Raw genomic sequence first — 24,890 nt, forward strand, 5'->3', positions numbered from 1 at the left:
TAAAACGGGTTCTTATTAAAAACCAAGTTCTTTTAGTAATTTCATGGGTTTATTTTGGTGAAATTTTAATCCTAAATCTTTAATAGGCATTCCAAAGGCTAATGCCATTAACTCGGTAATATAAAGGACAGGTATCTTAACCTCCATCCCAAAAGTTTTTTTCATGCTTCGTTGACCTGCTTCTAACTGTTGAAAACAAGAAGGACAATTTACCATGATAATATTAGCGCCTGCTTCAAGAATGCTGGAATATTTCCGCTTCATCATGCCATTTGCAGCATCTTCATTATTTCGGGCGACTCCTGAAGAACAACACATATTTTCTTCATCATATTCTATGATTTCGGCTCCTAATTGCTCTAATATTTCTTTGGCAAAGAATGGTTTCATTGGATCATCAATTTGCATCATTTCACTTGGACGGGCATAATGACAACCTACATGAATTGCGACTTTAAAACCTGTAAGTGGTTTTTCAACTGCTGATTTAATCGCTTCCAATCCAATTTCGTCATGTAAGACTTCCACGAAATGTTTAACTTGAGCTATTCCTGTATAAGTCTTTCCAACTTTTTCTAATCTTTCTTGGACAAGAGATTTTTCGTGGGAATGATGATTTAATTCATAATTAACAGCTTTCAAAGTTTCTGTACATCCATTACACATACTGATAATGGGTCTTCCATTTTTTTCCGCTAAACTTAAGTTTCGGGCTCCCAAGGTAAGCCATGTTTGATGATCAGTGCTTTGAACTCCAACAGGATCTGGGCAACATCCAAATTCTTTATTGTCATTTAAAGTGACCCCCAATTTATCAAATACTAATCGAGCACTTTTTTCAATAAACGGAATTCGATTTTGGATGGTACAACCTGGGAAGAATTCATAATCGTGTGTTTCGGTGGTCATTTTATTTTTCCTCTTGTGTTTCTGTAGCTTCACGTTTTTCTTCATATATGAGTATCGTTTTTGCGGGAGTCATATCCATTAGCGTTTGAATTTCTTTCACATCAATATTATAAGATTCAGGTAATCCTAACTGCTCACGACGTTTTATAATGGCTGGTTGGAGTGGAACCGCTTTTCCATTCTCATAAACTTGCTTAGTCTCACTTGTATAGGAAGTTGGAATGTTATGGCTTAAGGCAGCGGCATTTTTGACTACAATAAAAGTTTCATGAAGATTAACATTTTGAGGACATTCTTCTTGACATAGTTCACACATAGTGCAGTCCCACACATTTGGCATCAGATCTTCTACTAATTTTTCTTGCATCCCAAAATTTGCCAATTGAATAATTGTACGTGGATTATATTTCCCTCCCGTTTCTAAGGCAACCGGACAAATTGTTGAACATGTACTGCAATTATAACACACTCTAAGTGAGATTCCAAGTTCGTTTTCGGATAAGTCTTCACGGAGTATTGCAGAAGGGCTTAATTTTTCCATCTTAAGTGTAACAAGCATCCAAAAATTAAAAAGAATTTTATTTATTCAAAAAAGATGCTATTGAAGATCATAACTCCTTTTTTTCAGATTGCGAAAGGTTCTGAAATGCCTGAACAATTTTTTGATATAGAATCTCATCGACATCACACAAAATTGTCTCATCATCATATAAGTCATTAAGTTCCCCAATATAGCCTTCGGTAGCATGCTTAGCACAAATTTCTGGGGGACATTTGCATATCGAGCATACAACACTGACATCTGCACAAAATGGACACCACGATCTTAAATCATTTTTATTTTCTTTTTGATTTGGGAACCATTTCTCTTCTAAGCAAAGTTTAGCTAATTCTTGGGCCGATTTTTGCTTTTCCAATAATTCTGGAAAATCTTTTCGTAACTGTTCAAGTTGCATTGCTTCTTTTTCATCGCTTCCGCTAACATCAACATAAATTGCTCCTTTATATCCACAATCAGGACATAAATATTTCGGTGCTGAATAAATTCCACTTATATTCGAAGCATATCTTAAATTTGATTTCAGACAGTTTGGACACCGTTCAGTTATCGGTTCATCTTTTTTTTTTTTGCGTCCTTTCCAGATACCCATAATAAAACTATAGAAATTCAAAGAAAAAAAAATCATTGTTTTAGTTTTATTTTTGATCTTCCTGTGCAATTAGAGATTTTGCGACAGTGCGGAACAGATCCTCAATACCAGTTCCATCTCGGGCTGATGTTTCAAAATATGAATCGATATTGAATTCCTTTTTAAAATCCTCAATGATATCAGTAGGGATTGCTTGTTCATTTCCTGGGACCAAATCTCTTTTAGATCCAACTAGATAAAATTTAACATCCGGATTTCCCCAAACTCCTCCTTCCTTTAAAATATCGATCCAATTAAATAATTTTTGAAGAGTATTGTATCGTACGAGATCAAAAACCAAGATTACTCCTTCTGCTCCTTTTGTGTAATCTTTCAAGATGAATCGGAATCTTTCTTGCCCAGCAAAATCCCAAAGAAGTAATGTTAAGCGATTTTCATATTGTTCATCGATCGTTTTCAATTTTTTTACAAAAAAATCGCTTCCAATGGTCATTTTTGTTGAATCTAAGAATACTTTATTTACATATCGGTAAAGTAATGTAGTTTTACCCACTCCACCTTCACCAAGAATAAGTACCTTCTTTTTTATTTGGCGGACTTGTTTTCCACTTTCAGTGTTGAGATCAGAATCTAGATTTTCCGGCATTTCTCCTCATTATGTAAAAGTTCTCTACGTGGTATAATTTCAATGTGTTGAAAAAAGTGTAAAAAAATAATAAAAAAATTTCCAAAAGTTTCTATAAAAAATACTATTCTGTGATCTGTTTTTGTAGATAGTCATGAATTCCATAAGCTGCTTGTTTTCCTGCTCCCATGGCAGATATCACTGTTGCTGATCCAGTGACAATATCTCCCCCAGAAAATGTATCAGGTAAAGATGTTTGCAATTCGTCATTTACTTCAATATATCCCCATTTATTTAATTTCAAACCTTCTGTTTGGGATGTAAAAAGAGGGTTCGCTCGTGCCCCAATTGCCATTACTACTAAATCTACATCAAGGATATATTCTGTATTGGGTTGAACTATTGGTCTCCTACGTCCTGATGCATCAGGTTCACCTAATTCCATTTTTACTACTTCTAATCCCTTCACAAATCCGTCTTCTCCTCCAATGATTTTTGTTGGATTTCTTAAAAAGTGGAATTCAATTCCTTCTTCAACAGCATGCTCGTATTCTTCGTGACGGGCGGGAAGTTCTTTTTCACTTCGACGATAAACTACAATCACTTTTTCTGCTCCTAATCGAAGGGCTGTTCTTGCGGAATCCATTGCAACATTGCCACCTCCAATTACCGCAACTTTTTTTGCGCGCTCAACTGGAGTATCATACTCTGGATCATAAGCTTTCATTAAGTTGACACGTGTTAGAATTTCGTTAGCACTTAAAACCCCATTTAATTCGGTTCCTGGAATATCCAAAAAGATTGGTAAACCTGCCCCTACTGCGACAAAAAAGGCTTTAAACCCTTTTTGACGGAGATCCTCCAGAGTTAGAATTTGTCCAATCACTTTATTGGTCTCTAATTTGACTCCACAATCCCGCAATTTGTTTATTTCCTTACGAACGATTTCTTTTGGTAAGCGGAATTCGGGAATTCCATAGACTAAAACACCTCCAGTTTTATGGAAAGCTTCAAAAATTGTTACATCATATCCTTTGGCAGCCAGTTCTCCAGCACAGGTTAAACCTGCTGGTCCTGCACCAATGATAGCAACTTTGATTTTTTCTTCTGTATCTTCACAGAATGCACCTTCTGGAATGTCTTCTGGATGTTCCATATCCCAATCTGCCACAAATCGCTCCAATCTTCCAATTCCGACAGGTTTAGACTCTTTGATCTTGCCTAAAGTACAGAATTTTTCACATTGGTTTTCCTGAGGGCATACTCGTCCACAAATAGCGGGTAAAACGTTTTTCTCCTTAATTTTATTAATTGCTCCTCGATAGTCCTTTTCATTGATTAAAGCAATAAATTCTGGAATTGGAACTTCAACAGGACACCCTTTCACACAAGCTCGATTTTTACATTTCAAACATCGCTTCGCTTCTTGCAATGCCATTTCTTCTGTAAATCCTAAGGCTACTTCAGAGAAATTTTGTCCACGTTCCTTTGGATCCTGCACAGGCATTGGAGTTCTTTCTTTTATAATTTGCATTTTCACCATTAGAATTCTTCTCCTTCATTTTCTTCACAAAATTTTGCCTCTGCCCTACATTTTTCATTGTAATGACTTAATCTCACTTTCTCAACTCTTAAAAATCGACTGTTTCGCTTTAAAAGATTATCAAAATCCACGTTATGTCCATCCACATCAGGACCATCGACACAAGCATATTTGGTTCCCCCATCAAGTTGTTGAAAACGACAACCTCCGCACATTCCAGTACCGTCTACCATTATTGTGTTCAAGGAAACGGTGGTTGGGACTTTTGGTACACCTTCTTTCGATCCATTGGTTAATAGGGCAACAAATTTCATCATTATCAATGGACCAATTGCTATTACTTGTGAGATTGGTCTTGATGTTATGATCTCTTCTAAAACATGGGTGACTAATCCCTTTCTTCCAATTGTTCCATCATCGGTTGTGATAATGACTTCATCAGCAATAATATCAAATTTTTCCTTCCAAAAGAGAAGGTTTGCAGTTCGCGCCCCTAAAATGATGATTATTTCATTTCCCGCTTCCTTTAATTCCTTAGCTTGTGGATATATTGGAGCAATTCCAACTCCACCTCCCACTAATACAACAGGATTCGGGAATTTCTTGATATGTGCCTTTTTTCCTAGTGGTCCGACAAGATCCATTATTTCTTCCCCGACTTCAAGCTTTGCAAGTTGAGTTGTTGATTTTCCAATGGCCATGACCACCATAGTTATTGTACCTTCTTCTCGATTATAATCAGCAACAGTTAATGGGAATCTTTCTCCTTTTTCATCAATTCTAAGGATTAAAAAATTACCTCCAGATGCTTTTTGAGCTATTTGTGGTGCTTTTATTATTAATTCAAATACAGAATGCTCTGGATTCAAAAATGTCTTGGATATGATTTTATGCCCCATGATTGAATTTCTCACTTCGTTTTAGTAAAATTTAGATTATCTGTCATTTTTATAAGAAAATTATTGATTTACAGAAATCAGTTTAATATTAATTTAGAAGATCTCAATAAAAATCTTTCTTCAAATCTGGAAATTTTATACCAAGAATCTATTTTGTGATTGGTTTGAATCGATTTTGGTTACTTTATCCTTTCATTTTTTTACCAAAATTGTATATTAAATTTTCAATTGTTATTCCAAAAAAAAATCATAAGATAGTTCAGAAGTTTTAAATGTTAGATATTTTTTTGAAAGATATCTAAGAAATTTTGTGATATTATGGTTGTGTTAGAGACTACATTAGTGTTTAAGGATACTGTATTGGTTGAGAAATTATATCCTGCCGGAAAGAGTGGCGATTTTTTAACCAAAGACATCCGAACTGGTTTATTAAACTCTCTAACTCACCTCGCAGAACGTGCTTTTCAAGATAAATTACAAAATGTTAGTCTTGGGCCCTATCAAATAATCCAGATTTCTCAAGAAATTCGTCAAAAAAAGAAGGATTCCCCTATTGATTTTCTTTCAATGTATACCATTGCTCAAAAAAATACCAATAATAAGGAAGTTGTGAAATGTATGCAAAAAGCGATGCAGCAATTCATTGATAGGTATTCAATATTTGATATATATTCACTTAATCAGCAAAAATTTCTGAAATTTGCCGACAGATTTGAAAAAATCTTTTCAAAATTGATCATTTCAGATGAAGAACGATTTCGGGCTGTTTTTTAGATTTTACCGATTCTTTATTTCAAGTCTTTTTCATTTGAAGTGATAAAAAATTTAGGAAGCAGAAATTTAGATTAATTAAGGAATCTTTTTGGAAACGATTAAAATAATGAATGATAATATTCTCAACTTACTTCTTGTTGAAGATAATGAAGGTGACGCGAATCTTATCTTATCTTTTCTTGAAGAAAGTAATAAAATTGAGTTTACGGTTGATTGGAAGCGAAATATTTGCGAGTTTTCGATCGATGGGTCAGATCAATCATATGATGTCATTTTACTCGATTTATCCCTTCCTAATTTTTCTGGAATTGAAGCATTTTCGATGATGCATAAGAACTTTCCAGATATACCGATAGTTGTGCTGACTTCTGTTATAAATGAAGATGAAGCGATTAAAACCCTACAGCAAGGGGCTCAAGATGTAATAAGTAAGGATCATCTTACTACTTTTTTATTAAATCGTGCTATAAAACATTCTATTGAAAGAAAACAAATGGAACAAGAGATTATCAGAACACAAAAATTAGAAACAATTGGAATTTTAGCCGGGGGAATTGCTCACGATTTCAATAACATTTTAACCTCAATTTTGGGGAATATTTCGCTTGTAAAGATGGAAATTTCCCCTGAAGATCAACCCGATGTGCATGAAATATTGGGGGAAGCTGAGACGGCTTCTCTTCGAGCAAAAGATTTGGCAAATCAATTACTGACTTTTTCAAAAGGTGGTGCTCCAGTTAAGAAATTGACGAATTTATTTGTTTTAATACATGACTCTGCCACATTTGCCCTGCGAGGATCAAATGTTCGGTGCAATCTTGATGTAGATCCAGAAATGTGGGAAGTAAATGTGGATCCAAACCAAATTCATCAAGTTCTAAATAACATTATAATTAATGCTGATCAAGCGATGCCAAAAGGGGGCGAAATTACAATCCATGTCAAAAATATCAGCACAAAGAAAAATTATTTTCCATCAAATGTGTCTGAACGGCCATATATTGAAATATCGATTCAAGATGATGGTATTGGAATTACTACTGAGAATTTATCACGGATTTTTGATCCTTATTTTACCTATGGGAAAGTAAATGGTTCAGGACTTGGTCTTACGACTTCTTATTCCATAATTAAACGACATGAAGGTTATATGTGGGTTGATTCCGAGTTAGGGGTGGGTACTACAGTATTTGTTTTATTACCTGCTCATCCAAAACCATTTTCTCCCCAATTAGCTAAAACTAGCTCTCATGAAGGAAAAAAAGAAAAATATAAGGTCCTTATTATGGATGATGAAATCGGTGTAAGAACAATTCTTGCTAAGATGCTCAGACGTTTGAATTATTCCGTCGTAGAGACGGTAAATGGTACGGAGTCAATTGCTGCTTATGAAGATGCATTATCTACTTCTCACCCAGTCGATTTGCTAATTATGGATTTGACCATTCCTGGAGGAATGGGAGGTGAAAAAGCAATAAATATTTTGCATAAGAAATATCCTGATATCAAGGCAATTGTATCCAGTGGTTATTCGAATGATCCAATTATGGCAGAGTATGCTAAGTTTGGATTTATAGGTGTCTTGATGAAACCCTTTACTATTAAAAATCTTAAATATACTCTGGCAAATGTTTTAAACTTGAAAGTCGAATAATTGAAAAACTAATGAATCTCAATCCGCTATTTTCTCTGAAATACTAATTTTGCTAAATAATTTAAGATCAAAAATCTTAGTTATTCTGCTACATTCTAATATAATATTTAATATTAGGAATTAATTATTATGACAATCTATTGGGCACCTTTCCTTCATGCATATCAACCACCATGGCAAGATGTTGAAATATTAAAACAAATTTACAAAGAATGCTATATGCCACTATTATCAATGTTAGAACGACATGAAAATGTAAAACTGACACTAAATATCCAAGGTTGTTTACTCGATCAATTTGCAAAATTGAATTTAAAAGAATCTCGTAATAAATTGCGTCATCTGATTGAAAATCAGAAAGTTGAGTTGGTTGGTTCTGGAAAATATCATCCAATTTTACCCTTAATTCCTCCTGCAGAAGTTGATCGACAAATAAAACTCACAAATAGCACAATAATGCAACATTTTTCTCAAGATAAACTATCCGGTTTTTTCCCTCCTGAAATGGCTGTATCACCACAGCTATGCAAAATTATTAAGAAATCTAATTTTGAGTGGATGATTATGGATGGAATTGCGAATTCTGATGAATGGCCGCATGATTACGTCCAACAATCTCCTTCTGGTTTAGTAACCGTTTTTCGAGATACATACTTATCAAATTTGATTTCTTTTAACAACATCGATGCTCAAGGTTTCGTTGATCAGCTTGCTACCATGTTTGAACAGTTTCCAGATGAAGATCACTATGTAATTACAGCGCAAGATGCTGAAACATTTGGTCATCACATCAAATATTATGAAACCAGCTTTTTGGGAAAAGCTTTTTCAATTATTGAAGATAGATCCGATATCAAAATTTGTTTTATATCGGATTTACTGAAGAAATTTCCCAAAAAGATTGGAAAGCAGATTAAATCATCATCATGGAGTACTGATGGGGGGGATTTAGCTGCAAAAGTACCATATCCGCTCTGGATGCATCCTCTCAACCCTATACATAAGTATCAATATCGTATGTTAAGAGCTCTTTATCGATTAATGGAGATCGTTGAAAAATGCGCACTAGAAAAAGGTGAAGATTCTAATTTTTCAAATTATTACAAGACAGCTCGATTTTTTTATGATGAATCTCTTCACTCATGTTGGTTATGGTGGGCCTCCATGCGCCCAATGTGGTCTCCAAATTTAATTTATAAAGGGATAGATTTAATAAATAAAACAGCTCTCAATGCCCAACTTGCTCTGATTAATTTGAAAGTAGGGGAAGGGGATCAATATTATAGTATTGTTATTGATAATGGTGAAAAATTAATGAATGCCTTAGTAGATCAAGAATCAAAAGGCCAACATCTTCGAACCTATGGAGATTTCTAATTATAAATCTGGTTGTATCAATAATCATAAGATTTGTTAACCAATCACATCCTCAATTTTTTTAAGCCTTCTGAATAATTTTAAGTGTTGAATATGGGAAAATACAAAAAATACAATGATTATGATTGTACAATTGAATCCTTTTCAAGTGCTCTGAATAATCTTGATCGAATAGAAAATGCTTCAGAATCGCTGCGATTTTTCATGGGTTTTGATGGTTATGTGGATTTACTTTATAATATGTTAAAATCTCGGCAGAATGTTGCTGAATATGAAATTTATGCTAATATGGCCGATTTTGGACAAAGAATTGTTGATACTGCTGGAAGTTCAACTTCCATTGAACGAGTTCTTAAAATAAAGTTGGCTGGAGGTTTTGCCCCTAATATGGCTCGGGCAATTGCAAATATGGTTCCAAAATCAACAATAGACTTATACGCTGCAATGGGGTATCCGGAGATTGATCCTCTGTTCCAAAATCTCCCTTCTAATGTAAATTTATTTTCTGTTGCAAACAGTGGTGAGACTTTGGCTATGGAATTCTCTGATGGTAAAGTCATGTCACAAGATATGGGAGGATTATTTGAACTTGATTGGAAAACTTTAGTTTCTCGGATGGGTGGAATAGATGCAGTTATTGAGGCTTTTAATCGGAATGATGCTATAGGAAATGGTCATTGGAGTTTAATGTTACATATGAATAATTATTTTGAACATTTTATATCAGATATACTGCCCAATGTCTCTAAATCTCAAAAAAAACTCTTTTTTGTAGACCCTGCAGATTTTACCAAGCGTTCCCACCAAGAAATTCGCAATATGCTTTCCTTACTTGGAAAAATTGATGAAACAATTCCGGTGGTTCTAAGTCTCAACGATCGGGAAGCCATTGACGTGTCGAATGTATTAAATCGTGAAGGAGTACCAAAAATACAAAAGGGAAGTCTCCAATCTTTTGAAAAGGCAGGTCAAAATATCAATTCTGTTCTAAATTTGACTCATCTTGTCATACATGAGCCTCATTTTGCAACAATTACCGGTCATGAGAATCATTTTTGGGTGACAGAAGGTTATACTTCTGCACCTAAATTTACAGTAGCTGCAGGAGATCATTTCAATGCAGGAATTTTAATCTCAAAGTTATCTAAATTATCTTCTGCTGAATCTTTGATTGTTGCTAATGCTGCAACAGCAATTTTTGTCAGGACGGGGCAATCTCCTTCTATTTTGAATTTGAAAAAATATATTTCAAACTATATTGATTATATTGAAACCGATATTAGTACTTTTGAAATATAAGCCTTTTTTTTGGGGATAAATTAGAGACAATCGTTCATTAGGTATATCCAGATGTCAAGATCATCTTGACAAATTCCAATGGTTGCATCTTTTTGATCTTGATTCTCGATACTTTCATAGCTTATTTTAACGTTTTTTGCAGATATAGTAAGTTGGGAGTTTTTTTGTGAAATTGTTTTCATTTTTATCTTTCTCGTGATATTGCCCTTCCAATTAATTATATTTCAGAGGGATTATCATTGCTATGTTGATTTAATCAAATTCTTATTTAAACTAACTGCAACTTGTCCAATGCATAAATATCGGTCAATTTTGAATCAAAAATTAAATATTTATGTTCAAATACACTACAAAATTCTAAAAAAATGTTTTATCTTATTTATCCAAAAGTTAAATCATTTAAAAATGGAATAAATTCCCTTAAGAATCAAAACCAAAGCCAATTACTAACATAATCAACATAAGTTTGTATTTCTTCCTTCACTCTTGTATTATCCCATCCATATTTTTCTCCCATAATCGTAGCTATTTTACTTGCAATTTCTTGTGATTTGGTATGGTGGACAAATAAGGATATTTCTGTTCTTCTACAAACCATATCTAAAAGATGGGGGGCTAATTCATGATCACAGATCCATTCTATTTCCGCAGCGCAAAAATTATTACCTTCAATTAGAGGTTTTCCCTTTTCTGGATTTTTCATGATATCTTCTAATATTTCGAAAGCTTGATTTCCATATTGGCGATGTAAATCTTCCAGTAGTTCATCATCGAGCTTTGGGTATATGCCTTGTCTTTCGCCTTTACTATAAATGTTGTCAAATTCCTCCTTTTTCAATCCGACAATAAATGGCTGCATACTGAACTTCTTTTTCATATGATTCCGCGGAAATTTTGGGAAGATATTCTTTTTTACCAAATGATAAAGCAAATCTTCACCCATCAAGCGATAAATTGTTAATTTTCCTCCAATTAATGAAACGAGACCATTAGTATGGTCAATAATAACATGTTTTCGGGAGACTTCTCCAGCATCCTTAGCATTTGGATCAACAACAAGAGGACGTATTCCAGCATAGGTTGAAATAATGTCTTTTTCTGTAATATGGGCATTAGGAAATAGAAAATTGACTCCATCTAACAAGTAATCTGCGTCTGCTTTAGTACAAATCGGATTATTTAAATCGCCGTTATAATCTGTATCAGTGGTCCCTATTATTGTGTATTTTTCTCTTCTTAAAACAAAGTAAAATCTTCCATCTTCCTTCGATTGTAATCCAAAGGCTTGATGATTTCCCAATCGTTCATTTTTAATAACCAAGTGAACTCCTTTTGTAGGTCGAATATATTTTGATTGAGACTGCAAAATTTCATCCGTGAATATCCCCGTTGCATTAACAACTTGGGTTCCGAAAGCGGAATATTCTTGGTTTGAGATTTTATCGACAATTTTTACTCCAATAACTTTTCCTGTTTCATTTGTTTCAAATCCATCAACTTTTGCATAATTAAGTGCAATAGATTTTCCTTTAGCAAAAAATAATGATTCTTTGATTGTCTCTAAGGTTAAACGTGCATCATCAACATTATTATCGTAATAATAGCCTCCCATTACGAATCCTTCTTCTCGAATATTGGGTTCCATTTCGAGAAATTCTTCCCGCGTCAAAATTTTAGGTTTGGCATAATTTTTAAATTTCGAAAATGTATCGCTAAATTTGTTATAGAGATACAGAGCAATTTTTACTTTTTGAGGGGAATACATATATCCTTCGTATGAGTAGAGATTGAAAGCAAGTGGTCGAACTAGATTGGGAAAATGATTACGTAACCAATTTCTCTCCGTGCATGATTCTCGAACAACTTTGAATTGGTTATTTCCTAAATAACGTAATCCTCCATGGATTAATTTTGAAGAGCGGGAAGATGTGCCGAATGCAAAATCATTCTTATCGAGTAATAAAAAGGAAAGCCCACGTAATGCAGCTTCTCGACAAATTCCTGCCCCAGTCATTCCTCCTCCAATAATTATTAAGTCAAAATGTTTTTCTTCTAAATTTTGTGTTAATTTGTTTCGATCCATAGTGGACCATGCAAAATTTTTCATCTGAGAGTTCATCTAGTTCTGATTAATATTTCTCTCTTAAAATAGCCAATTTTACCTTTTTCCTTAAAATTAAGAAAAGTGAACGATCAATTTTCGTTTTAATTAAAAAAATCCAGAAATGTTTTGAACTGTATCTTTACACATTTTCACTCAAATGGTGATTAAATCAAAAATAAAATAAAGAGATTTTAAAAATCAAAAAGGGAAAAGGAAAAGGAAAACAGTCTTCAAGGTTATAAACGATCCGAATTAAATCGCCTATAACCGTTCCAAGCTGAAAACCGATCAAGTTATAAAAGGGAAAGAAGAAATAATATTGAATCTATATGATATCTTTACAGTCACGGGCGATTCCCCAATCGACCGACTGCTCTTTCCCTAAGGATATCTTTCTTTTGAAAGAATTTAAAGCTTTACTTAATGAGCAGATCAAACTATTGGGGCTGGCCAAACGATTCCGTCCTCGGCTATATACATGGGCTGATTTTGTCTTCCCAAAATTATATGCACTTACTCGACAAATCTCAGTCCATGTTGCTTCTGAAGGTCTAAATGCTTTCCTTGTTAGACATTACAAGTCAAAATATCGCTTACAACCCAAACGATTTCAAGATAAAGTACGTCATCGACGATTTATCCCACATCAGACCGATGTCGACAAATTTTTCCGCCGGTTATCGAAAAAAGAAGTTCAAAATCTCTTCGGAAATATCAATATGGCCCTCTGTCGTAAGATCGCTACTTTCTTTGGTCCTTCTCAAAAATGGCGATTCTTGGTCGATAATACGGAATATCCTTATTATGGTTCAACTCAGACCCCGTATGAACAGAAGACCTTCAAGCGTCACATGGGTACTAAAACAGTGCGTATGTTTCAAGGTCATTCAACTCATTGTCAAAATATTACCCTCTTTACCGATTTCTATTTACTGCAGAAAGGGGTGGGACGTTGGCTATCAATCCCAAATTCTGTTGATTGGTTGAAATTCAATAATTTTGGGTTTAATTATGGTCTAATGGATCGGGAATTTTATCGAGTACAACTCGTGAAAATGTTAAAAGATCGTAAAATTCCGATCATAATGCCAGCAAAGAAATACTCACATGTTAAACGCCGAATTAAAAACTACTTGCTAAAAACGGCCCCTTTAGTCTCAACTTACTTATTTAAACAGAAACCAGGTGCAAAACCCTGGCAAAGTTCGGTGAATCTACATATTGTCATTGTAGGACATGATGATCAACCTGCGTGGAAAATCCGTGATCAATTCTGGAAGAAGCAAATCACTTATGATGAGGCGATTCACCAATTATCAGCATTCTTTACAACCTTGGATCCTTGGAAAAATAAACGATCGTGGGCAAAATGGTTGACTAAGACCTATAAAATTCGATGGAATCAGGAAACAGGGTTCAGCTCTTTAAATAGAATTCATGAACAATTCCGATACCGCTATCCAACTGTACATCTGGCGGAATTGTACCTTCGTGTAATGATCCACAATGGATGGCAGTTTTATCGTAATCAAGGTTTAAAACAAGGGATTCATCATCAAGAATTAACTCTTTTTTGGTATAGAAATCGTATGTTAAATCAACTTGAGGAAATCATTGTAAGATCAAGCTATGAAAATGTAAAATATTTACAAAAAAGGAAAAGGAGGCTATACTTTGAAATATAGGTTATAACCTTTAAGACTGAGGAAAAAAAAGAGATATTGGATATTTCTAAGCAATTGTAAGAGTATCAAACAATTCATATCCTTCTGCGGTAACAATTTTGATGTGGAAATCGGAACCGACAGTTGTTGTTAGATCAAGGTTAATATCAATAGAATAATAGTACGTTTCTCCTTCTACACTGGATCCACTTATGATTCTATCTGAAACTATATCTCCATCAGCATTTTTTACTGTGATATTTGACATACTAATGAAGACGTAATCTTCTGCATCATTTATTTTGTAATAGAAACCATCTAAATTCACTGATTCATCGGTTACCATAGATAATATTATTTTTACATCTAATTTATTAGGTAAGTAGTTGGCTTCGGTATACGTTTCAGTATTATCCTTTAATTCAATTTTAACAGGTGAAGTGAGTTGAGGCAGTCTGGAAGTGAAATCTGCAGATGCTTCTATTCCTTCAGTCGTGTTTAACACAATTTCAACGGTATTGGAGATGTTAACTTTGAGACCACTATAATCTACATCTAATACTGCAATGCCATTCGGTTGAATCGTCAATGTTGAAGTCGTTCCACCAATAACCATTCCATTTGTTAAATCAACTTTTGTTGCTAAAGTATCATTAACAATAATATTATCCAGAGTAATTGCTAAACTACCCGTGTTTTTTACAACTAATCGAACGGATTCATCCGTAAATGCGGCAGACATTGAATCTGCTTCATCCATGATTGCAATTGATTTAGATGCACTTCGAGGGATCATATATGCCCCATCCGATGATACTGTTTGATCATTCATCCCAGTAATCACGATTTTTACTGGTGTATCTAAAACAACATCTGTAATCGTAGTCTGAAGTGTGACCGATTCTCCTGCTTCTAAGAACGGATCTCCCCCATTTAGAAAATCATCCAATTCAATATCATAATGAACATCATCTGCATAGATACTTTGAATGCTGAAAGTCTTCTCTCCCGTGTTTTCTACAGTCAATTGTAAAGTTCCATCATCCAACAAATACGAATCTGTATTATAATTCATATAGAGATCTCCAATTGGGCCTTCTTTTTGAGAATAGGAGGCATAATCATACAGATAGCTATCTTGGATCTTGGTGGTTAAATCTCCTTTAATAGAAAGTTTGTATCCTTTGGTATTGACACCTAAAGTGGTACTAACTACCTTTCCAAGCTTACTATTCATTTGAATTTGAACATCTTCATTGAACTTATCATTTATCGCAATGTCGTTTCTGGTTATACTAAAAGTATAATTGTTCGACGGAGCAATTAAAGTTGGGGTTGTCGCAGTATCTTCACCAAGGATTGTTATGTTTTCCATTAAAACTGGTCGAATTCCATCATTTTTAATGTTGATATTGAAATTTTGATCTGCCCCATCAAGTTCAATAGAACTTGCTGATCGGTCAATACTAATCAATTCTTCCGAAGGAACCTCTACCAGTGATGTAGAGCTATCAGCGGTAATAAAATACCCTCTTCCTTGATCTCCAATAAAGTTAGCCGTAGCCTTTAGGCTATATGATTTCAATTCTGTCCAATCTTCATTTATTTCTTCCGTATCAAACCAGACATATCGAGATTCACCTGCTTGGATATCATTCAGATCGTTTTCAACTGTATAGTTCAAATCGTAGGATGATCCCTCGTAGTTCAATTGTAGACTATCAATCTTGATCGGTTCGTTGCCTGTATTTTCAACCTCGAAATATCCAGTTCCATCAGTATCTAAATGGGTATCTTTTACTTCAAATTCGGCTTCTAAACCAGTATAATCTACTTTAAACACTTTCACTATCTCACTTGTTGAGAAGAATGCTGGTGTGAAGTATTGGGGTTCAAAAGCACCATTAATTGAATCGTGGGTGCTCCAAAGATCACCGTCTGCATCTGTTCGGGCTTGAATAGTGTCTGTCCCTTCAATTTGATTGACTAAATTTTCTTGGAGTTGGTTATAATTTTGGGGTAAGCCTGCTGACGTTGTTATGGCACCGGCAAACATGAGGCGAACCAAAGTTGAATCAAACCATTTATCTCCATAAAGACCGGTAGTTTCATTTACATAATCCGCTTCATTGAAAACTTCTGTTTCACTTTCCCACCAATCTTGTCTCATACCCAAATTATCATAATAATCTGTATTATCATTGCAAATTCGAAGCATCCAAGGCCATTTCCCTTCATCGCCTCCGATTCCACTATATAAATGCCCGAAGAACACTACAACATAATCTGCTTGGAGACGCTGGAATATTTGTGCGCTGACTCTCTCATTCGTTTCCATCATGGCCATTCCCGTCATCCCTATCCGCGTCTGATTCCACGTTCCGTTATCATTGACCGTTGTGATATTACCGATCGCAGATAACCAATATCCATAATCCCACCAAGATACGGCAACGGAAGAACTATCTAAATTATATTTCATCCAAGTGAGTGTTTCTTCCCAATCATGAAGGGCCCCTGCTGTAACAATATCTGCATAACCCATTTGTTCGGCGGAAATATCGATGGCATGAATGGATTGAGCAAAGAATAAAAGCCCAATTCCAATATATACGACAATTCCTTCTGATTTTGCGATTGTGCGTTGAATCTGCCGTTTTCGCCGTCTGGTGATCATCTGGTCTTTCTTCATCAGAGTTCCAAATTGTTTCATGATATTTGCTAAACCATATGCTCCGAGAAGGGCTGCGGCGGGAGCAAATAACAATATAATTCGAATCATACTTCCTGTGAAGTAAAATAAGGTTAATACAAACACAATCATTAAAATATCTTCCATATTGCCTCTGCGGATAGCAAAGTAAATTCCTGGAATTATAAACAACAGTGGGATGAATGCATTGTAATAAAATACACTCCATGGACTTGGGGCGTGTTCCCCAACAGAGGCGACTAAATTAATCGCATCGCGAATGTTAGGATTAATAATTGATTCAATCCTTCCTGCAAGATCGAAAGGAAGAATCCCTGGATTTACCCAGAATATAATCAATGCAGTTAAAATTACTGGGATTGATCCCCACTTAATACCTGTGAGAATTTTTTCATAATTCCCCTTCTCTTTTTGCATATAGATAAAGTGATATACAACTAACGCAATCTCAAAGAAAAAGGGCACAAAGAAATCCATATCGTTGAAATTTGTTCCCCACTTAAAACCAGGGTTAATAGAATAAACTAACAAACCAATCATGATAGAACTTGTATAGGCCATCAGAATGTTTGGGTTGTATTTATCTAATATAATGATGATAAAGACAATTAATGGAAGTAAACTGAACGCATATGTTAATCCTCCCCAACTAAGAGCGAGATATCCAATTGAAAGCCCCGCAAAAATTCCATCTGAAAGTTTACCCGATTTTACTGCACGAATAAAGAAAAGGAAGGTTAATAATACCGCAAAAACTCCGATAGTTTCATTGTCAAAGAACCCAATCACAGTTCGTTGCATATGTCCAGGACTAAAAGCTAAGAAGAATGCTGCAATTAATCCGGTTCTTCGATCCAAGATTTCTTTTCCGAGGAAATACATCACTAATACAGTTAATCCACCCATAAAAGCTGGAAAATAGTAGGCTACTTGGAATGCGGTCACGGAAATTCCGATTCCATTTAAAAACCAATAAATTAATGCATTAGTAACTAATAGGCCAGGTCGTAAATTGAATCGATCCACACCCTCGGGAAACCAGAATTTAAAATCATGAAAGTGTAACCAATCGTAAAGCCCCATATCAATAAGTTTTGTTAATGAATCATATTGATACCAAGGGTCAAATGCTTTGATAAGAAATGTTCCTTGAACTACCGGCGAGGCACGGACTAATATTGCCAGTATAACTATCAAAACCAAAGAAATGTAGAAAAAGGGTGCATCCTTATCGATTTTTACACTTGTTTTTATCTTATCTCCTTTTTCGGAGAAGTACTGTTTAATTTTACCCATTTAAAAATCACTAAAGGTTTTAGCTCGAGTTAGTGTGAAAAATTGATCTTAACTAAAAAAATTATTAGTATTGTTCTTGAAAGTTCTTTATTGATACATTAGATGAAATGAAAAATAGTCGGATTTTAGCTTTTAAAAGCGAGTAATTCTTTCTTTATCAACTTCGTAATAGCCTTCCGAAATTGAAATAAATAATTATCTAGGCGTTTGTCATCTATCAACAAATTATAATTGTAACTTATCTCTTGGGCAATACGTTCGACCGCTTTGGGTTCTCGTTCTAATCGATAGAGCAATTGAAATGTGCCTTCTTTTAATAACTGTCCATTTTGATCTACCCAATTCATTTTATATTTATTTGTAAGAAATTTCACGAATTCTTTTCTTCCCGAAAGAATATACATTTTTCCCGCTCCACAATAATTTTGCCAAGTTTGCCGAAATTCGTTATAGGATAATAATTTCCCCGACCTCAATTTGAAAAATGATTGGTCCCGAACTAAACTAAAAAGTTTTTGTGAGTCCACAAGTAAAGGATGTTGGCCTATTTCATTTTGATAGATTTCCTTAATATCTTTATCAAGGGCTTCATTTTCGATATTGTCAAGTGTCCATATTTTGTCTAACAGCAGATCAAGAATTTGTTTTGATATGGCTACATCCATCTCGCCAATTTTACTCTCCAAACTTGACGATTTTGATTTTGTTTTTTTTGGTTTAGCCTTGGTTTTATTTCCTTTCTTCTTTTTTTCCTCCATCTCAAGTTTCAGTTGTTCAAGTTTCCGTTTTGCTTCATCCAGAGACATAATTTCACCTCATTTTTTTGTATTAATCGTCTTATCTGTATTAATCGGCCAATTCTTGAATTAATTGATCCAATTCTTTCCGTTCTTCTTCACTTAAGCCAAATTCTAATTCTACTATATTTTCAAGCGTTTTTGTGTGTGTTATGGTTTGAATAAGTTCCATTACTTTATCATCTAATAGAGTTAATCTTTTCAGATATTTATTCACCATCTCTTTGATACCAGGTAAATCGTAATCACTTTGATTTTGAAATTCTGGAAATGCATTAAACTCATCCATCAATTTTTGTTCCGATCGTGAATTTCGAAGAGCGATTTTTGTTTTAAATCGTTTATTTTGCGGGTCAATTATCTCCTTTTTAATGAGAAATCGGGGATTTTTCTTTTCAATACGTAGAAGGGTTCCGCGAGTTGCTCCAAATGTCCATTGCAATTCCTTACAAATTCCATACAAAGTTAAAGGAAGCTTGGATTCATTTTTTCTGAGCCAAGCATACATTTTTTGTTCGTTTTCCTTTGCAATCTTCTCTTTCGGATAACTCATGCTTACCATATTCTTAGTTGGTAAAAAATATATATTTTTTTCTTTTGATATGCCTTATCCGTATTTCTTCCTTGTTAAATTTTAATTCAACAATTCTGAGCAAAATCTAACTGCGACTCTGAAATATCTAAAATTTGAACTAAAATGCGACGATAGGGTCATTAATGGTGTTAAGGGATCTGGGAAAACGAATTTATCACCATTATTTCTTAAAAAACCTATTTGATAATCCCAGCTCCAGCAATAGCATAGGGAATATACGAAGCAGAAGAACTTGAAAGTTATCAAGACTGATTATCTAATTCTAAAAGAACAATCTTTTCTGTTAAAAGTAACAACTCACACGGTTAGACTTTTGGGTAAAAAATCTTCCCCCTTCTTGACTTGTGACCAAAATTCTTTCATGATTCCTTTTTTCGCTGAATAATTGGTAGGTTAAAATCGATTTTCGATAATATTTTACTCATTTTTTCCGCCCCAAAAGGTTCGTTTGGAGACCTATCATCCAACAATGCCTTTTCCCAAGATTCTATCGTGGTTGTGAGGATACGATGAAGACTGTGATAGGCTACTTCATCGTCACGGTCAATGAAAAGGAACCCAAAGTAATCTTGATAAAATTCAATAATGATCCATGTTGACCCAAAACGAATGAGGCTGAATTCTGCTTTTACTGTCCCCAAAGTTAGTTCAAGTGGGGCTTTAAGCAAATGGGGGATGGTCTGCAAAATGCTGGACAACATATTAGCATTTTCTTTTTTTCCATCAAAACGGATTTGTCCAACTGGAATACCTGTGGGTTTTTTTTCAGTGATCAAAATTTGACTAACCCGGGCTCGTGATAAAAGGAAAAATGTAGAATCATTCCGGATGACAATCCATATTCCAAAATAGAGTACTAAACATCCAAATTCTATGAGGAAATATTTCCAAACTTCTGTTGAAATAAAACTGACCAGATAACAGATCACATAAACAAGTATAACTAAAAAAAAATTTCGAAAATTTATCCCTTGGCTATCGTTAAAGTATTGCTCCCTTGCCTTTTGTATAAATTTAATCATTAATTCCATGATGGGAAGAAAGAGCAATATGTCAAAAAAGAACAAATTTGGATCAACAGGCACCAAATAGTTGATATGAAGTGATTCGATATGGGCAGGATAGGAAAACTGGGGAAATAATAAAATTATAAATTTCATTCCAAAGAAAATAGGGTATACAGTGTATCGAAAGTTAAATTTTGAGGTAATAGTGCTCAATTCAACAAGATATATTATCAGAATGGCAATATGCATTAAGAGATGGGCAATCATAAGAAATTCATGAAAATAGGGAATATCCGAGGATATTAGAAAAATTCCGATTAACCTATTAGCTGATGTTATTGCGAAAAATAGGATACCCCAAAAATAAAGAATGTAATATTTAAATTTCCATTCTTTGTAGAGCTTTAGAAAATGGACCGAGATTAAGAATAAAAAGATGACCCCACCCCCCGAAACGATGAGAATCACTCCACGCCAGAAGATCACTTTTTAATTAGTTTTTTTCTTCCTAAAGAGATTCCGCTCTTCTTTCTTACTATTTCGACCACAATTTTTTCTTTTGTCAGCAAATAAATTCTCTTCTGAGTTATGGGTTGAATAAAAGCAAACCCAGAGAGATTTGTTTCGCAATTTTTGGTAAAAAACAACTCATTAGTGCTATGGCAAATTTAGTTATATAAAAAAATGTAGAACAAAGGTTTTTCTTAATTCAAAAATCCCAATGTTTTAGTACGTTGGCGATTTTCGTAACATATGGTTCTTGATGAGAAAGTTTCAGAAAAAATTGCCAAAGCAATCTCTGATGGAAATTTTAAACAAGCGTTAAAATTGATCACCCCTCCCCTAAAAGAGGATCCTACTAACGTTTCTTTATTACTTGACCATGGATTTGTCTCCACAAATTTAAACAAATTTGCCGAGGCTGAGGAATCCTACACCAAGGTTACTGAGTTACTTCCTGATAGTGCATCTGGTTATGCGGGATTAGGATTTACTTATCGAATTCAGGGCAAAAACGGTGATGCCGTCAAGGTATTTTTAAAAGGAATTGAAATTTCCCCTGATAATGCCATGATTCATTATGAGTTGGGTGAAACCTTCTTTGATATGGATCAGTATGAAAATGCTTTAAAGGCTTATTATAAAGCAATTCAATTTGGCGGGGCCGAAAATGAAGCAGAAACATTACATCGAATTGCTCAAGTACATTTAGGGATGGAAGAGCCAGATAAAGCCTTGGAAATTGCCCAAAATGTTTTGAAAAAGGATCCAGGATATCTATCGATATACAATATTATGGGTGTTGCTGCATATATGAAGGAATCATGGAAAGATGCAATGAAATATTTTGAAAAATACTTGAAAGCAGTTCCTGATGATGAAGCCGCTTTAAGTATTATGGAAGAAATCAAAGAAAATTTGAAATAATTTTTTAGTTCTTTGAACTCTCTTTTTTCAATTTCTTTCCAGTTGAACTTTAATCATTGTACGAATGATCCTTTTTCTTCAAACTAACAATTAATTGTTTTTTTAAGAAAGAAAGAGAAAAAATTTTTGATAATAGAATTAAAGGTTCAAGAAAAATATTATCGATGTGAGTTTTAAAATTCCTGTTTAACATTTATATTTGATTCGATATTAAGAACGCGTTTGAGAAGATCATCCATTTTATCTTTCATTACTACATTTTTATCTTCTAAATCTGCTCGTTCCATTCGGTCCAATCGGGTAACAATATCATCTATTTTTTCCATCATTGTTTTAACATAATCGCTGAGCTTGATCATTTCTGTTCACTACTCTTTAAAATTTAAAGCTCAATTACCTGTCCCACAAAATGGACACATCTTCCATCCAGGTTGTAATTCTTTACCACAATTGCTGCAAGATCGTTTCAATCCTGTTCCACAATAGGGGCACATCATATAATCTGGAAGAATTTTTTTTCCACATGATTGACAAGAAAGATCACTAATAATTGATGAACTTGTGGTTGATACACTTGGAGAAATTCCGCTTTTTTTTGCTTTTCTCTTAGCTTTCTGAACTACTCTATACTCTTCAAATAATTTTTCTCCATTTGTGGTCATTTTGATGCGTGGATTTGCTTTGTCATCAACCATCTCAAATAAATTGCAATAAACACCATAATTAACAAATGAATCGATGATTTGTTTTCTGATTTCTTCTCGAACCTTGCCTAAAATAATATAAAATGCCTTCGCAATTTCATCCACCTTCATTGATTTTGATTCAGAAACAATCGTCCGATAAATAATATCCCGATATGGATCTATGGTTAAAATATTCTTGGCGATAATTAATTGTCGTTCTCCTTTTGTTTCACTTAACCATTTTTCACCTAAATCGTTGATACAATAAGTATCATCATCTTCTTTTTCTAATAGTTTGAGGATTTCACCACTATGTAATCCTTCATCCAAACTATTTTCCTCTAGCATGGTAGCAATTTTCAAGGATGGGATAGACGCTTCTCCTCCTTTGAAATTAATTGCTTCAATCACTTTCAATAAAACATCATAGTGTCCAAAAAGGAACATCATCGCTTCACTATGATCTGCTCTAATTAATTCAAGACTCATCTTAGATACAAATAGAAAGAAAGCTTACTTATACCTTTTTTTTGGAAAGATTTTGGAATAATTTAATTTGTATCGATATATGTCGAAAGGAGTAGTTTTGAAATAATTTCATCATATTAATATCTAATTACTTAATTCTTCAACTCCTTGCTTAAATCGAGTTATTGAACATTTATTATTAACGTTCAATGGAATTATAGCAATGCTTTGAAATTAACTCTTAAAATTTTTTCAATATTGATTTTTAAAGATATAAAACTTATTTAAAGAAAAAGGTTCATCGAATCTGACAAGGAGATCTTCAAACGTTGATTTACTTGCATTAGAATTGGATCCTTAACAGAACAATTTTCTTCTAGAATTTGTCTAACTCTATGATCCGCCTCGTGGATTAAACGTATCTTTTCATCTGGTGTTAAATCCGCAGTTTCGCTGTATTCTTCAGCTAAATGCAATGGATCTTTATAATAATAGTGATATAATTCTTCAAATACTTTCAAATTCAATTCTAAAGATTCCAAATCCATTTTTCTATAATGTACTCTATTCTCGAGATCATAACATTTTCGGATTAGCCGGGTCGCTTTTGGTGTGAGTACAAAGGAAGAAAAAGATTGCCAATTTCCCAATTTGAGGATATTGATCGAAATGAATTTTACCAGCTGTTCTAAATGATTTCTGGAAATGTTTGCTAAAGAACGAATGGGATTTCCTTTAAAATTAAAAAGAGTGAACACATACTTTGGAACTTGTTGAAAAAATCGAGGAAAATAAGATATTTTATTATTACTGAGATCTAATACTTCCAACTTCGTTAAATCTTGAATAAATTCTGGGAGAAACGAAAGTTGATTATCCTTTACAGATAATACTTCAAGATTTTTTAATTTTCTAATTGATTCAGGTAGATAGAGCAAATCATTATTGGAGATATTTAAATGTTTTAAATGGGTAAGGTTTTCAATGGATTCTGGAATCCTTTGTATTTTGCGATACAAAAGAATCAAATGTTCTATATGAAAGGGATTGGTGATCCTTAAAATAAGATGACCTTTTTGCACTTCTAAACTTTCGATATCCATGTGTTTGTAGTAAGGATTTTGCATGTCAGTAAATAGCGATTCTTGGAATATTTTGATATTTTCCTTTAGTTGATAGACAATATCATCAAGTGCTTTTTTCTCCTGTTCAGGGAATTGCATGGAAAGTTCATGCGATCCTAAAGTCTTGTATTTGTGATTACCTTGCCAAACAATTCGGGGATATTTCATTTGAAAGCCTTTTTTTAAAATCTTTAATTATTTATAAAATCATCACAAAAGTTGTTTCAAACTGAAAGATAAATTAAGAATTAAAAAGTTATAAAGAAAAAAAACTTATTCTGCTTTCGCAGTTAAGGTAAGTTTGCATTTGGCTTCCGTCATCTTTTCAACGGCGCCTTTGCTGGCTTTGGCTACAGTAATATCCAATTTCTTGGTGATTTTACCTTTTCCGATAAGCTTATTGTAGCCCAAAGATTTCAAATCGATCATATAGGTTTCCCCTTTCTTTTCGATCTTTTCTTCTGCTAACCATTTATCAGCAATAAGCTCGATATCTTTGAGGTTGATCGGTGTAACTTTTTGGATTCGACGAATGTTTTGAGGTCGTATAAATCCTGTTTTACCTATTCGCCATTTATCTCCATCAGGGCCAGGAAAGCCTTTAGCTTTCATCATTTGGTAATAAGACCATTTATATTTGAATTTTCCTGCTGTAAGTCCGTGACCACCGGTTTGACCTTTGGCTCGATGTGCTCCAATGGTTCCATACCCTCGAGTTCGATTAGCATGCATTTTTCGGCTTTTCTTTCTGTGTGTTGTTGGCATTTTGATTATCTC

At 34.1% G+C, this 24,890-nt stretch carries 22 protein-coding genes; 6 read left to right on the forward strand and 16 right to left on the reverse strand.

Annotation, left to right across the window (positions count from 1 at the left end; translation table 11 throughout):
- Positions 1–15: 15 nt before the first annotated feature.
- The 6 genes from NEF87_RS17640 to NEF87_RS17665 all read right to left on the reverse strand — a co-directional run bounded on the left by NEF87_RS17640 (position 16) and on the right by NEF87_RS17665 (position 5,127).
- A complete protein-coding gene (locus NEF87_RS17640; RefSeq protein WP_371802761.1) occupies positions 16–909 on the reverse strand; it encodes a CoB--CoM heterodisulfide reductase iron-sulfur subunit B family protein in 894 nt (297 codons plus the stop codon).
- A 1-nt stretch (position 910) separates the two neighbouring features.
- Entirely contained in the window at positions 911–1,450 is a 540-nt protein-coding gene (locus NEF87_RS17645; RefSeq protein WP_371802762.1) for a 4Fe-4S dicluster domain-containing protein, read from the reverse strand.
- 67 nt (positions 1,451–1,517) lie between these two features.
- Positions 1,518–2,060: a hypothetical protein gene (locus tag NEF87_RS17650; protein WP_371802763.1), complete on the reverse strand. Its 543-nt coding sequence runs from the start codon at positions 2,058–2,060 to the stop codon at positions 1,518–1,520.
- Between the two features lie 46 nt (positions 2,061–2,106).
- The gene (locus NEF87_RS17655) at positions 2,107–2,706 is read right to left on the reverse strand and encodes a Rab family GTPase (protein WP_371802764.1); all 600 of its coding nucleotides are present in this window, start codon (positions 2,704–2,706) and stop codon (positions 2,107–2,109) included.
- Between the two features lie 103 nt (positions 2,707–2,809).
- A complete protein-coding gene (gene gltA / locus NEF87_RS17660) occupies positions 2,810–4,225 on the reverse strand; it encodes an NADPH-dependent glutamate synthase (RefSeq protein ID WP_457920133.1) in 1,416 nt (471 codons plus the stop codon).
- A gap of 2 nt (positions 4,226–4,227) precedes the next feature.
- Positions 4,228–5,127 (reverse strand): sulfide/dihydroorotate dehydrogenase-like FAD/NAD-binding protein, encoded by a 900-nt coding sequence (locus NEF87_RS17665; protein ID WP_457916879.1) that lies wholly within the window; start codon positions 5,125–5,127, stop codon positions 4,228–4,230.
- A gap of 318 nt (positions 5,128–5,445) precedes the next feature.
- On the opposite strand from NEF87_RS17665, the gene NEF87_RS17670 reads away from it, so the two are divergent.
- From NEF87_RS17670 to NEF87_RS17685, 4 genes are all read left to right on the forward strand, one after another.
- Complete coding sequence (locus NEF87_RS17670) at positions 5,446–5,901, forward strand: hypothetical protein (RefSeq protein WP_457916880.1); 456 nt, start codon at positions 5,446–5,448, stop codon at positions 5,899–5,901.
- A 106-nt stretch (positions 5,902–6,007) separates the two neighbouring features.
- Positions 6,008–7,555 carry a hybrid sensor histidine kinase/response regulator gene (locus tag NEF87_RS17675; protein ID WP_457916881.1) on the forward strand — a complete coding sequence of 516 codons (1,548 nt, stop codon included), beginning with the start codon at positions 6,008–6,010 and terminating at the stop codon, positions 7,553–7,555.
- 129 nt (positions 7,556–7,684) lie between these two features.
- Positions 7,685–8,932, forward strand: coding sequence for a hypothetical protein (locus tag NEF87_RS17680; RefSeq protein ID WP_457916882.1), 1,248 nt, complete (start codon positions 7,685–7,687; stop codon positions 8,930–8,932).
- A 93-nt stretch (positions 8,933–9,025) separates the two neighbouring features.
- Entirely contained in the window at positions 9,026–10,231 is a 1,206-nt protein-coding gene (locus NEF87_RS17685) for a hypothetical protein (protein WP_457916883.1), read from the forward strand.
- A 20-nt stretch (positions 10,232–10,251) separates the two neighbouring features.
- Here NEF87_RS17685 and NEF87_RS17690 read toward each other — a convergent pair whose 3' ends face one another.
- Positions 10,252–10,413 (reverse strand): hypothetical protein, encoded by a 162-nt coding sequence (locus tag NEF87_RS17690; RefSeq protein WP_457916884.1) that lies wholly within the window; start codon positions 10,411–10,413, stop codon positions 10,252–10,254.
- 245 nt (positions 10,414–10,658) lie between these two features.
- Positions 10,659–12,338 (reverse strand): FAD-dependent oxidoreductase, encoded by a 1,680-nt coding sequence (locus tag NEF87_RS17695; RefSeq protein ID WP_457916885.1) that lies wholly within the window; start codon positions 12,336–12,338, stop codon positions 10,659–10,661.
- A 326-nt stretch (positions 12,339–12,664) separates the two neighbouring features.
- Between NEF87_RS17695 and NEF87_RS17700 the strand changes: the two genes are divergently transcribed.
- Positions 12,665–14,020, forward strand: coding sequence for a hypothetical protein (locus tag NEF87_RS17700; protein ID WP_457916886.1), 1,356 nt, complete (start codon positions 12,665–12,667; stop codon positions 14,018–14,020).
- A gap of 46 nt (positions 14,021–14,066) precedes the next feature.
- Here the strand turns inward: NEF87_RS17700 and NEF87_RS17705 are convergent, their stop codons facing one another.
- The 4 genes from NEF87_RS17705 to NEF87_RS17720 form a co-directional block, all read right to left on the reverse strand.
- Positions 14,067–18,008 carry an STT3 domain-containing protein gene (locus tag NEF87_RS17705; RefSeq protein ID WP_457916887.1) on the reverse strand — a complete coding sequence of 1,314 codons (3,942 nt, stop codon included), beginning with the start codon at positions 18,006–18,008 and terminating at the stop codon, positions 14,067–14,069.
- Positions 18,009–18,133: 125 nt separating this feature from the next.
- Positions 18,134–18,814, reverse strand: a complete 681-nt coding sequence (locus tag NEF87_RS17710; protein ID WP_457916888.1) for a hypothetical protein — start codon at positions 18,812–18,814, stop codon at positions 18,134–18,136.
- 40 nt (positions 18,815–18,854) lie between these two features.
- On the reverse strand, positions 18,855–19,358 hold the full coding sequence (locus tag NEF87_RS17715) for a hypothetical protein (RefSeq protein WP_371802774.1): 504 nt from the start codon (positions 19,356–19,358) through the stop codon (positions 18,855–18,857).
- A gap of 401 nt (positions 19,359–19,759) precedes the next feature.
- Entirely contained in the window at positions 19,760–20,893 is a 1,134-nt protein-coding gene (locus NEF87_RS17720) for a hypothetical protein (protein ID WP_457916889.1), read from the reverse strand.
- A 267-nt stretch (positions 20,894–21,160) separates the two neighbouring features.
- Between NEF87_RS17720 and NEF87_RS17725 the strand changes: the two genes are divergently transcribed.
- Positions 21,161–21,835 carry a tetratricopeptide repeat protein gene (locus NEF87_RS17725; protein ID WP_371802777.1) on the forward strand — a complete coding sequence of 225 codons (675 nt, stop codon included), beginning with the start codon at positions 21,161–21,163 and terminating at the stop codon, positions 21,833–21,835.
- Positions 21,836–22,008: 173 nt separating this feature from the next.
- Here NEF87_RS17725 and NEF87_RS17730 read toward each other — a convergent pair whose 3' ends face one another.
- The 4 genes from NEF87_RS17730 to NEF87_RS17745 form a co-directional block, all read right to left on the reverse strand.
- Positions 22,009–22,194 (reverse strand): hypothetical protein, encoded by a 186-nt coding sequence (locus NEF87_RS17730; protein ID WP_457916890.1) that lies wholly within the window; start codon positions 22,192–22,194, stop codon positions 22,009–22,011.
- Between the two features lie 30 nt (positions 22,195–22,224).
- Positions 22,225–23,010 (reverse strand): zinc ribbon domain-containing protein, encoded by a 786-nt coding sequence (locus NEF87_RS17735; protein WP_457916891.1) that lies wholly within the window; start codon positions 23,008–23,010, stop codon positions 22,225–22,227.
- A gap of 263 nt (positions 23,011–23,273) precedes the next feature.
- Positions 23,274–24,281, reverse strand: coding sequence for a leucine-rich repeat domain-containing protein (locus tag NEF87_RS17740; RefSeq protein WP_457916892.1), 1,008 nt, complete (start codon positions 24,279–24,281; stop codon positions 23,274–23,276).
- 105 nt (positions 24,282–24,386) lie between these two features.
- Positions 24,387–24,878, reverse strand: a complete 492-nt coding sequence (locus NEF87_RS17745) for an uL15m family ribosomal protein (RefSeq protein WP_371802781.1) — start codon at positions 24,876–24,878, stop codon at positions 24,387–24,389.
- Positions 24,879–24,890 lie beyond the last annotated feature (12 nt).

It is taken from the genome of Candidatus Lokiarchaeum ossiferum (assembly GCA_025839675.1).
Classification (GTDB): Archaea; Asgardarchaeota; Lokiarchaeia; order Sigyniarchaeales; family Promethearchaeaceae; genus Lokiarchaeum; species Lokiarchaeum ossiferum.

What these genes read in the sequence shown, in the direction of transcription:
- NEF87_RS17640 (WP_371802761.1), bottom strand. Translation starts at nt 909, where the DNA reads ATGACCACCGAAACACACGATTATGAATTCTTCCCAGGTTGTACCATC.
- NEF87_RS17645 (WP_371802762.1), bottom strand. Translation starts at nt 1,450, where the DNA reads ATGGAAAAATTAAGCCCTTCTGCAATACTCCGTGAAGACTTATCCGAA.
- NEF87_RS17650 (WP_371802763.1), bottom strand. Translation starts at nt 2,060, where the DNA reads ATGGGTATCTGGAAAGGACGCAAAAAAAAAAAAGATGAACCGATAACT.
- NEF87_RS17655 (WP_371802764.1), bottom strand. Translation starts at nt 2,706, where the DNA reads ATGCCGGAAAATCTAGATTCTGATCTCAACACTGAAAGTGGAAAACAA.
- NEF87_RS17665 (WP_457916879.1), bottom strand. Translation starts at nt 5,127, where the DNA reads ATGGGGCATAAAATCATATCCAAGACATTTTTGAATCCAGAGCATTCT.
- NEF87_RS17670 (WP_457916880.1), top strand. Translation starts at nt 5,446, where the DNA reads ATGGTTGTGTTAGAGACTACATTAGTGTTTAAGGATACTGTATTGGTT.
- NEF87_RS17675 (WP_457916881.1), top strand. Translation starts at nt 6,008, where the DNA reads ATGAATGATAATATTCTCAACTTACTTCTTGTTGAAGATAATGAAGGT.
- NEF87_RS17680 (WP_457916882.1), top strand. Translation starts at nt 7,685, where the DNA reads ATGACAATCTATTGGGCACCTTTCCTTCATGCATATCAACCACCATGG.
- NEF87_RS17685 (WP_457916883.1), top strand. Translation starts at nt 9,026, where the DNA reads ATGGGAAAATACAAAAAATACAATGATTATGATTGTACAATTGAATCC.
- NEF87_RS17690 (WP_457916884.1), bottom strand. Translation starts at nt 10,413, where the DNA reads ATGAAAACAATTTCACAAAAAAACTCCCAACTTACTATATCTGCAAAA.
- NEF87_RS17695 (WP_457916885.1), bottom strand. Translation starts at nt 12,338, where the DNA reads ATGAAAAATTTTGCATGGTCCACTATGGATCGAAACAAATTAACACAA.
- NEF87_RS17700 (WP_457916886.1), top strand. Translation starts at nt 12,665, where the DNA reads ATGATATCTTTACAGTCACGGGCGATTCCCCAATCGACCGACTGCTCT.
- NEF87_RS17705 (WP_457916887.1), bottom strand. Translation starts at nt 18,008, where the DNA reads ATGGGTAAAATTAAACAGTACTTCTCCGAAAAAGGAGATAAGATAAAA.
- NEF87_RS17710 (WP_457916888.1), bottom strand. Translation starts at nt 18,814, where the DNA reads ATGTCTCTGGATGAAGCAAAACGGAAACTTGAACAACTGAAACTTGAG.
- NEF87_RS17715 (WP_371802774.1), bottom strand. Translation starts at nt 19,358, where the DNA reads ATGAGTTATCCGAAAGAGAAGATTGCAAAGGAAAACGAACAAAAAATG.
- NEF87_RS17725 (WP_371802777.1), top strand. Translation starts at nt 21,161, where the DNA reads ATGGTTCTTGATGAGAAAGTTTCAGAAAAAATTGCCAAAGCAATCTCT.
- NEF87_RS17730 (WP_457916890.1), bottom strand. Translation starts at nt 22,194, where the DNA reads ATGATCAAGCTCAGCGATTATGTTAAAACAATGATGGAAAAAATAGAT.
- NEF87_RS17735 (WP_457916891.1), bottom strand. Translation starts at nt 23,010, where the DNA reads ATGAGTCTTGAATTAATTAGAGCAGATCATAGTGAAGCGATGATGTTC.
- NEF87_RS17740 (WP_457916892.1), bottom strand. Translation starts at nt 24,281, where the DNA reads ATGAAATATCCCCGAATTGTTTGGCAAGGTAATCACAAATACAAGACT.
- NEF87_RS17745 (WP_371802781.1), bottom strand. Translation starts at nt 24,878, where the DNA reads ATGCCAACAACACACAGAAAGAAAAGCCGAAAAATGCATGCTAATCGA.